This window comes from Amycolatopsis sp. NPDC004772, assembly GCF_053601215.1.
Map to the genome: position 1 here is coordinate 1 of NZ_JBSGBK010000156.1, position 9,433 is coordinate 9,433.

A 9,433-nucleotide genomic window follows, 5' to 3' on the forward strand; every position below is an offset into this window, starting at 1 on the left:
CCGAGCGCCACTACCGCAAGCGCCGCGTCGCCAACCCAGGAAACGTCGCTGCACTCGAGGGCATGCTGCCTGATGCCAGCAGCACCTCGGCCCGCCGTGCGGAACGCCAGGTCCGACGAGTCCTTCGGGTGCGTCGCCCCGTCGGTCAGCGTCACGCGCAGGCCCGTCACCGGGTGCCCGCCCAGCGGTCCTTCGCCCAGGGCGTCCCGGCAGCCGGCGTCGACCGCGCGGACGTACTCCCGTGGCACCCGGCCGCCGACGACCGCCGAGGCGAACTCGAAGCCCTCGGCCGCCGGCGCGACGTCGAGGACGACGTGGGCGAACTGGCCTGCCCCGCCGTCCTGCTTGACGTGGCGGTAGACCAGCCCGGTCACCCCGCTGACCACCGTCTCGCGGTAGGCCACCGAAGGGCGGCCCACCGCGACCTCGAGGCCGCGGTCCCGCCGCAGCTTCTCCACCGACACCTCCAGGTGCAGCTCACCCAGCCCGGACAGCACCGTCTGGCCGGTCTCCGGATCGACCCGCACGACCAGCGACGGGTCCTCCTCGGCCAGCCAGGCCAGCGCCGCCGTGAGCCGGTCGCCGTCGCGCCGGGCCTCGACCGCCACCGAGACCACCGGGTCCGCCGTCGCCGGTGGCTCCAGCAGCACCGGAGCGCCGGGCGCGCAGAGGGTGGCGCCGACGCGCGCCGCCTTCGGCCCGGCGACCGCGACGATGTCACCGGCCACCGCACTGTCCACTTCGGAATGCCGGTCCGCCTGCACGCGCAGCACGCGCGCGATGCGTTCGGTGCGTTCGGTGTCCGTCACCCGGTCTCCCTTCCGCAGCGTTCCCGAGTACACCCGCAGGTACGTCAGCCGTCCCGTGGTCGTCGAGACGACCTTGAACACCAGTGCGGCCAGCGGCGCCGCCGGGTCGGCGGGCCGGTCGGGCCGCACCGGCGGGACGTCGGCCGGCGACGGCAGGTACGCGACGACGGCGTCGAGCAGCGGCTCGATCCCGCGGTCGCGGTAGGCCGCGCCGCACAGCACGACGAGCCCGTCGCCGCTGAGGGTCAGCTCCCGCAGCGCCTTTTCCAGGGTCTCCGCCGAGATCCGGCCGGTGGCGCAGAACTCGTCGAGGGCCACCGGGTGCAGCTCGGCGACGGCCTCCTCCAGGTCCCGGCGCCGGCGGCGGGCCTCGGCGGCGAGGTCGTCCGGCACGTCCCGCGGGCGCAGCAGGTCGACGACGCCGGTGAAGCCGTCCTCCCGGCCGATCGGCAGCTGCACGACCAGCGGTGCCGGGTGCAGCCGCGCCCGGATCGAGGCGACGGCGGTGTCGAGGTCGGCGCCCGCGCGGTCGAGCTTGTTGACGAACGCGATCCGCGGCACGCCGTAGCGATCGGCCTGGCGCCACACGGTTTCGCTCTGCGGCTCGACCCCGGCGACGGCGTCGAACACGGCGACGGCGCCGTCGAGCACCCGCAGGGAGCGCTCGACCTCGGCGGTGAAGTCGACGTGACCGGGCGTGTCGATCAGGGTGAGCCGGTGGCCGTCCCACGTGCAGCTGACGGCCGCGGCGAAGATGGTGATGCCGCGGTCGCGTTCCTGCGGGTCGAAGTCGGTGACGGTGGTGCCGTCGTGGACCTCGCCGGTCTTGTGGGTGGCGCCGGTGCGGTGCAGGATCCGCTCGGTGAGGGTGGTCTTGCCCGCGTCGACGTGGGCGAGGATGCCGAGGTTGCGGAGGTTGCGCACAGTGGTGTCCTTTGTGGACGAAGTGACCGGGACGGCGCGATTCCCCGCGACGGTCGTCAGGAACTGTCACGGAGTCCGGTGCAGGCCGCGCGGCAGGCACCGGGGACGCGAAGACACCAGGATCACCTCGGACCGCGACCGGGAAGCGACGGCGACGCGACAACGCACGGCCGGCTCCCTTCGATCGACGCGGCAGGCAAGTTCCCGCGAAGGTTAGCGATCCCCCGCCCACCGGCCAACGCAATTTCCGCGCCCCCACCCGTGTCCGGAAGGGACACACGTGATGCCTACTTCCACACGGTGTCAGGGGGCGGGTGGAGCGACCACGCGGAGCTGGAGCATGGCCGCGAACCTGGCCTGCGGGTCCGTCAGGTCGAAGCCGCCGACCTCGGCGAGGCGGCGGAGGCGGTACCGGAAGGTGTTCGGGTGGACGTGGACCGCCGCGGAGGCGGCGATGACGTCGCCGAAGGCGTCCAGCCAGGCCCGTAGCGTCTCCACGAGGTGGGCGTGGTGCTGGGCGTCGTAGTCGAGGAGGCGGGCGACGACGCCGGTCGGGCGGTCGCCGCGGGCGGCGACCAGGTCCTGCAGCTCCAGCAGGAGGGCCTCGACGTGCACGTCGGCCAGCAGGGCGACCCGGCGGCCGGCGCCGCTGCCCGAGCGCAGCACCCGCAACGCCCGGTCCGCGCTGCCGCGGGCTTCCGGCAGCTCGGCCGCGCTGCGGGCCACCGGGCCGATGCCGACCACGGCCCGGGCCCGGTCGCCGACCCGGTCGAGGAAGTCGGTGGCGATCCGCAGGGCACGCTGTTCGGCGTCGGTGTCTCGGGTCACCGGCACCAGCCCGTAGGCCGTGTCGCCGACGAGCGCGGCGGCGCACCGCGGGTGGACCGCGCTCAGGTGCATCGCCAGCCCGTCGCTGAGGCGCTGCCGGTCGGCGGCGAGCTCGGCGTCGGCGGCTCCGGCGCCCAGGACGGCGAGCGCCAGTACGATCACCGGCTGGTCGGCCAGGCCGAGCCGGCTCAGCGCCTCGCGTGCGCCGGTCCCGCCTTCGAGGGCGGTGCTCAGCAGGTCCGCCCGCAGCCGCCGTTCGACGTCGGCACCGGCCCGGATGCGCAGCAGGTGCAGGGCCACCAGGCGGGCCGCGTCGCGCAGAGCCTGCGCGCGGTCGGGCGTCAGCGGGGCGCTCACCGCGGCCCAGATCGAGCCGAGGATCTCGTCGCCCGCCCGGACCGCGACGGCGACGCGTGGGATCATGAACCCCTCCGGGCTTTCCGGCGGGCGGTCGACGTAGACCGGCTGTTCGCTGCGGTAGAGCTCGCGGAACACCCCGCGCTCGGCCAGCATCCGCGCGAACCGCTCGGGCACCTGCCGGCCCAGGATGGTCTCGACGCGCGACGGATCGGCCTCGTCCTGCCGTCCGGAGAAGGCGAGCACGCGCGAGCGCCGGTCCTCGATGGTGACGGGCGCGTCGATCAGCGCGGCGATCGCGTTGGCGACGGCGAACAGGTCGCCGGACGGCAGCCCGGCCAGGGTCTCGCGCTGCGCGTCCCCGACGTCGCCCTCGGCCAGCAGCGAGCGCAGCATCGCGGCGAGCTGAGCCCAGGACGCGCCCCGGGCGAGGCTCAGCAGGGCGACGCCGGTCTCGTCGACGGCGGCGGTGATCGCCGGCGTCACCTTGACCGGGGCCCGCAGCACGAGCCCGGCCGCGTCGTGGCGGGCCAGCGTCCGCAGCTGCCGCACGACCTCGTCCGGATCGGCGAGGCCGACGCCCAGCACCAGGGCGTTCTGCGGCAGCGCGGGCTCGTCGAGCGGATCGTGGATGGCGACGCCGCCGATTCCGCCCGGACGCTCGCCGTCGCCGAGGACGAGGTCCAGCAGCGTGCCGCCCAGGTCGTCGAGGACGCGGCCGAGGCCGGCGTGCGGGCGCAGGTTCATGGAGACGAGCACCTCCCGAAGCTAGGCGCGACGCCGCCAGCGTAGTTCGTCGTGGCGGACGAATTCAGTATCTGCTTCGGTCGTCTCCGACGAACTCCTCCCGCCAGGAGATGATCCGGCAGGAGGCGTCGCCGAGCCGGGGTGGACGACGGCGGCGTCGACGCGGCCAAGCTGCGCGAGCCGTCGCGGCTAGGTCAGCTTCGCCGCCACGTTGTACGCCTCCACCAGCAGTTTCGCGTTCGGGACCCGCCGGCGCGGCTCGACGCGGACCGTGCGGCTCTCCCCCGGCAGCAGCCAGAAGTAGTTGTCGCCGTAACGGGTCGGCAGCACGCGGTCGGTGCCGTTCTTCTCCCGCAGCGACAGCCGGATCATCGCCGCCACCGTGCGGCCGTCGTTGCGGATCGTCGCCGTGTACCCGTCGCCGTCGGACTTCAGCGACGTCGTGAGGCGGGCGCCCGGGAGCTGGTTGAGCGCGCGCATCGCCGTGTCCGTCCGGTAGCGCCAGTACGTGTTCTCCGACAGCACCGTCCCCCGGCCGTCGGTCAGGGTCAGGCGGAGCAGGTGCAGGTCCGGCTGGCCGGCGTCGAACGGGACCGTGAACGCGGCCGCGGCCGAAACCGGCGCCACGTCGAGCTTCTGCTGCTGGGCCCGGCCGAGCGCCGTCCCGTCGAGGCCGAACAGCCGGGCCGTGGCGGTCACGCCGGTGAGCGCGGCCGGCGTATGGTTGATCACGCGCACCTGCCACGTCGTCAGGTCGGCCTGGACGTGCCGGGCCTCGCAGCCCTTGCGCGTGCCGTAGTAGCTGCCGTTGACGTCGAGGTCGTAGTCGTAGGTCTGCCAGACCGTGCTGTGCCACGCCGGGTGCGACATCCACAGCAGCACGCCGGTGGCGTCGTTCCACAGCTTCGCGTTCCACGCCTCGAAGATCGCCCGCATGCTCTCGTAGTTGACGAACTGCGCCTTACGGCAGAACTCGGCCAGGCTCGTGGACGGCGCCAGCCGCGCGTCGATCGCGGCCAGGTAACTCTGCGGCGACTGGTTGCCGTTCGTGGACCAGTCGTGCAGGAACCACGGCGCGCCGATCGGCCAGCCGGGGTCGTCCTTTCCGACGAGGTTGCGCATGCTCTCCACGACCGACACCGTCGGCAGCCCGATTTCGCTCCAGAACCCGTACTTCCCGCCGGTCGCTTCACCGGTGAAGTACCGCTTCGGGTCCTGCCAGTAGTACGGCCCGTCCCCGGTGATCACGCCACCCGCGGAGTTGCCCTGGTACAGCAGGTCGGTGTTGTCGTGCACGATGTCCCGCAGCGCGTTGTCGATCACCGGCGGCGGGGTGCCCTCGTTGCAGCCGAACCAGACCGTCGCGCACGCGTGGTGGCGGTAGCGCAGCACGGTGTCCTTCGCCTGCGCCAGGAAGACGTCGTGGTTGGCCGGGTCGGTCGACCAGCCGTCCCAGAACTCGTTCCACAGCAGGATGCCGTACTTGTCGCAGGCATCGAACAGCTCCGGCCGGTACGACGACCCGACCCAGTTGCGGATCAGCGTGAAGTTCATGTCGCGGTGCATCGCGACGACCGCGTCGGCCCGCTCGGCGGGCATCCGGCGCAGCAGCTCGTCCCAGCCCCAGCTGCCGCCGCGGGCGAAGATCTTGACGCCGTTGACCAGGAAGGTCAGCGGCTTCGGGCTGTTGTCCACCGATGCAACGTCGGTCCAGGTGCCGCCGTCCTGTGACACCTGGATCTTGAACGTCGCCGCGTAGGCGGTTTCCCAGGTCAGCACGACGCGGTCGAACGCCGTCGGGGCGCCGAGGTCGACCTGCAGCCACTGGTTGTCGCTGTATTCCGACGTCCAGCGGGTGTTCGGGTCGCCGTCGAAGGCGCGCTCGGGCGGGTTGCCGTCGGCCACCGACTGCGACGACGACGGCTTGCCCTGGGCCAGGTCGGGGCCCGAGCCGGCTTGCACGGACATCGTCCAGAGCGAGAACCCCCAGCCCGTGGCACGCTTGAGGCCCTGCATGCGGACGAACCGGGCGTTCTGCGGCGCGAGGTCCACGGTCTGGGTGGCGCGGCCGTCGGCGATGACGATCGGCAGGTCGTAGACGTAGCCGATTTCGCGCAGGCCGATCTCGACGGTCCGGCGGTCGCTCGTGGCGGCGCCGATCGCCGCGGTGAGCGTCAGGTCGTAGAGGTTCGGGTCGCCGTAGCCGTTGGGCCACCACAGCTTCGCGTTCTCGACCCGCTGCTTCGGGAACACGACGTCGGTGCTCTGCCCGGCCGGGATCGTGACCGTGGCCGCCAGCTTCACCGGGCCGAACGCGGCGGTGACCTTGACGCGCTGGGCGGTCGCGGCCGCGTTGCGCACCGGGACGGTGAGCGTCACCTCGGCGGTCTTGCCGTCAGGCACCTTCGTGTCGACGCGGACGTCGCCGAGCACGGCGGCGCCGGTCGAGCGCAGGCGGACGTGGTCCCAGAGGCCGGACGCGCGGTCGCGCACCGCGGGCATCCAGTCCCAGCCGGACACGGCGAGGTAGGTCGGCGAGTTGTCGAACATCGTGCCGCCCGCGTCGACCCAGGAGCTGCCGTTGGAGCCCTTGTCCCCGGGGCTGCCCGGCCGCGGCATCGGCGAGACCCGCACGGCCAGGACCTGCTCGCCGGTGCGGCGCAGCGCGGCGGTGACGTCGTGGACACCGCGGCCGAAGGGGTGGCTCTGCGTGGCGATTTCGGCCCCGTTGAGCCAGATCTGCGCTTCGTGGTTGACGCCGTCGAACTCCAGCCAGACGTGCCGGCCCGGGGAGGTGTCCAGGCCGCGCGGGAGGGCGAAGCGGCGGCGGTACCACCACGCGTGGCGGGAGAGCGCTTCCGGGACGTGCAGGTTGTTCATCCCGGCCACCGGGTCGGGCAGCTGCCCCTGCTCGACGAGCGAGGCCAGCACGGTGCCGGGCACGGTCGCCGGGAGCCAGCCGCGGGTGTCCACAGTGGTCGCCGAGAGGGCCTTCCCGTCGCCGGTGGGCGCCCAGTCGTCCATGGTGAGCACCCAGCCGGATTCGAGCGGCACGGTGCCGTCGGGCGCCACGGCGAGCGAGGGTGGGTTGTCGTTCGGGCGCACCGGGAAGCTCGTCCAGCCGCGGACGGCGGGCCGGGTCTGGCGGCTGGTGCCGAAGACCTGGAAGCCGTTGAGCCCCAGGGGATTGCTCGTCGAGCGGCGGCTCGCGGTGAAGCGGACCCAGCGGGCGGTGACGGCCACCGGGATCGTGACGACACCGCCGGCGCCGGCCTCGGTGTGGTGGACGGTGCGCCAGGCCTTGCCGTCGCCGGAGACGTCGAGGTCGAACGCCGTCGCGTAGCTGGACTGGACCTCGAAGCCGCTGGTGCGGGACCGGGAGGCACCGGCGTCGAAAGCCGGATCGCCGGGCTGCGCCTCGAAGGTGAGGACGACGGACTCGATGGCGCAGGGCGCCTGCAGGTCGACGACGATCCACTGGCCGTCCCCCTGGGCGGCCCGCCAGCCGGAGCCGCGGACGCCGACCTGGGCGAGCCCGTCGACGGCGAACTCGGCCGGGGTCGCGGCGTAGTCGGTCGAGGACACCTGAACCGGCCGGAACAGGGCGAGATCGCTGCTGCGGCTCTCGGGCGCGGCGGGCGCCGCCGAGGCAACCCCGGGCAGGACGGCGGCGAGGCCGAAGCCGGCCAGCAAGCCGGTTCCGGCCGTCAGCACGTGCCGACGGGACAAGACCGACACCTCCGCGCGCGCGTTCTCCTCCGCCATGCGGACTCCGTTCTTCAGGCGGCAACCGAGGACCTGGCGGGGCGGGGTGCCGGGATGCTGACAACGTTGCCAGGAAGCTTCCGCTGCGGGCCTGGAGAGCGTCAAGAAGACAAGGAAGACAAGAATTCGGATTAATGACATCGATGTCCGCGCCGCGCCCGGGATGGGCTTGTGCGGGGCCGGGGCTGGCCGCTGCGGGGCGGGGTGGGCTGGGGCGAGGGCGGGGTTGGGTGCGGCGGTGCGCGCCTGGGGTGGGCCGGGCCGGGTCGGCGCGAGGCCGGCCGCCGCGGCCCGGGGAGAGGCCTGGGCTGAGCTGGGCTCGCCTGGGCTGGCCCAACCCGACCCGGCCTGGCGCGACCCGGCCTGGACTGGGCTGGGTTGGGCTGAGCCGGCGCAAGGCCGGGCGGGGCCGCCGCGAGTCCGGGCCGAGGCCCGGGCCTGCTGCCCCAGCCTGGCCAGGCCCGTGCAAGCCCGCCGCACCCGGCGAGCGACCTCGCCAACCGGTGGTGGACCACGGACGACCCGCCGGCTCAGGACTCCGCGTGCGCCACGGCCAGCTCCACCGCGGCCCCCAGATCGTTCACCCACCGGAAGCCGCGGTCTGCCAGGTGTGCCCAGCCCGGCCCGGCCGTGCCCACTTCGCACCCCGATGTCCGGAGGCGGGCCGCCAGGAGGTCGTCGGCCGTTGTCGGGGCCATCGACCACAGGAGCACCAGGACCGGGTTGATCCGGGCCGCCAGGTCCGCCACCGTCTCCGCCGGGACCAGCTGTCCCAGGTACGTCACCGGGACCGCCGCCTCGGCCAGCGTTGCCCGCAGGGCCTCGATCGGGAGCGAGTGCCTCTCCGCCGGGCAGCACGCCAGCAGCACCGGGCGGCCCGGCACGGCCGCCGGGAAGCGGCCGCTGAACCGCTCGAACGCCAGGGAGATCTCCGACGTCAGCGCCCACTCCGAGGCGAAACACGCGTCGCCGCGCTGCCAGCGGTTGCCCAAGCCTCGCAGGACCGGGGCCAGCACGTCGGTCCAGGCCGCCGCCGGGCCCAGGGTGCCCAGCGTTTCGTCCAGCAGGCCCGCCACCGATGCGTACCGGAGCTCGTCCGCGGCGTCGGTCAGCTCCCGCGCGCGCCGCGACGCCGGCACCTCGAGCCCGGCCGGTGCGTGGCCGAACGCCGCCTCGGCCGCCTCCCGGACCGGCATCCCGCGGGCGACCAGGCGCTGCATCTGCTGGAGGCGGCGGACGTCCGCGTCCGAATACCGGCGGTGGCGCCCGGCGCCGGCGGGCGGCCCGATCCCGTACCGCGCGCTCCAGCTGCGCAGCGTCACCGGCGACACCCCGAGCAGCTCGGCGACCTTGCCGGGCGCCCAGGCCCCGGGCGGCGCGTCGTTGTCGGGTTCCACCGTGCCCCTTCGCCTCGCGGACCGCGAACTGCCGAAGTTTACCGATCCCCGCGGCGGCCGAACGGCGAAGACACGCAGGCCCCGGCGCCGGACGTTACGAGTGAATTCGCCCGCGGTTGGGTATTTCTGTCCTGGTGCCCGATGAGGAGGGAACCCATGACCGAATTCACCGACGCCGGAGTGGTGATCGTCCGTTGCGCGGGCGAGCTCGACCTCGCTCGCACGCCCGAGCTCCGGGAAGCCCTGCTGGGGCCCATCCGCGCCGGCGCCCGCGGGGTCGTCGCGGACCTGACCGAAACGACCTACTGCGACTCGACCGTCTTCAGCGTGCTGGTCGAGGCCCACCGCGAGGCCACCGCCCGGAACGTGCCCTACGCCATCGCCGCGGAGGAGACCGCGGTCCACCGGCCGCTGCAGATCCTCGGCCTGGACGCGCTGCTGCCGCTGCACCCCGAGCTCGACGCGGCCCAGGCGGCCGTCGCGGGGCGGCCACTGCGGACACGGGAGACCGCCTAGACGAGTAAGTCCTAAGGCCGGGTGGTGTCTGGAGACGGGCGAAGGGTGTTCAAGATCAGTTTGTGACGACCGATCTGAACACCCTTCTCA

General features: G+C 73.6%; 5 protein-coding genes. 1 reads left to right on the forward strand and 4 read right to left on the reverse strand.

The features are described 5' to 3' along the window. From ACWEF6_RS42220 to ACWEF6_RS42235, 4 genes are all read right to left on the reverse strand, one after another. Positions 1-1,733 (reverse strand): elongation factor G (locus ACWEF6_RS42220; protein ID WP_449688090.1); only part of this gene is annotated, 1,733 nt, incomplete at its 3' end. Positions 1,734-2,036: 303 nt separating this feature from the next. Next, positions 2,037-3,665, reverse strand: a complete 1,629-nt coding sequence (locus ACWEF6_RS42225; RefSeq protein ID WP_449688094.1) for a PucR family transcriptional regulator — start codon at positions 3,663-3,665, stop codon at positions 2,037-2,039. 189 nt (positions 3,666-3,854) lie between these two features. Continuing rightward, positions 3,855-7,430 (reverse strand): discoidin domain-containing protein, encoded by a 3,576-nt coding sequence (locus ACWEF6_RS42230; protein ID WP_449688091.1) that lies wholly within the window; start codon positions 7,428-7,430, stop codon positions 3,855-3,857. Positions 7,431-7,960: 530 nt separating this feature from the next. Beyond that, complete coding sequence (locus tag ACWEF6_RS42235) at positions 7,961-8,827, reverse strand: MerR family transcriptional regulator (protein WP_449688092.1); 867 nt, start codon at positions 8,825-8,827, stop codon at positions 7,961-7,963. Between the two features lie 156 nt (positions 8,828-8,983). Here ACWEF6_RS42235 and ACWEF6_RS42240 point away from each other — a divergent pair, with 156 nt between their 5' ends. Further along, the gene (locus ACWEF6_RS42240; protein WP_449688093.1) at positions 8,984-9,343 is read left to right on the forward strand and encodes an STAS domain-containing protein; all 360 of its coding nucleotides are present in this window, start codon (positions 8,984-8,986) and stop codon (positions 9,341-9,343) included. The last annotated feature ends 90 nt before the right edge of the window (positions 9,344-9,433 follow it).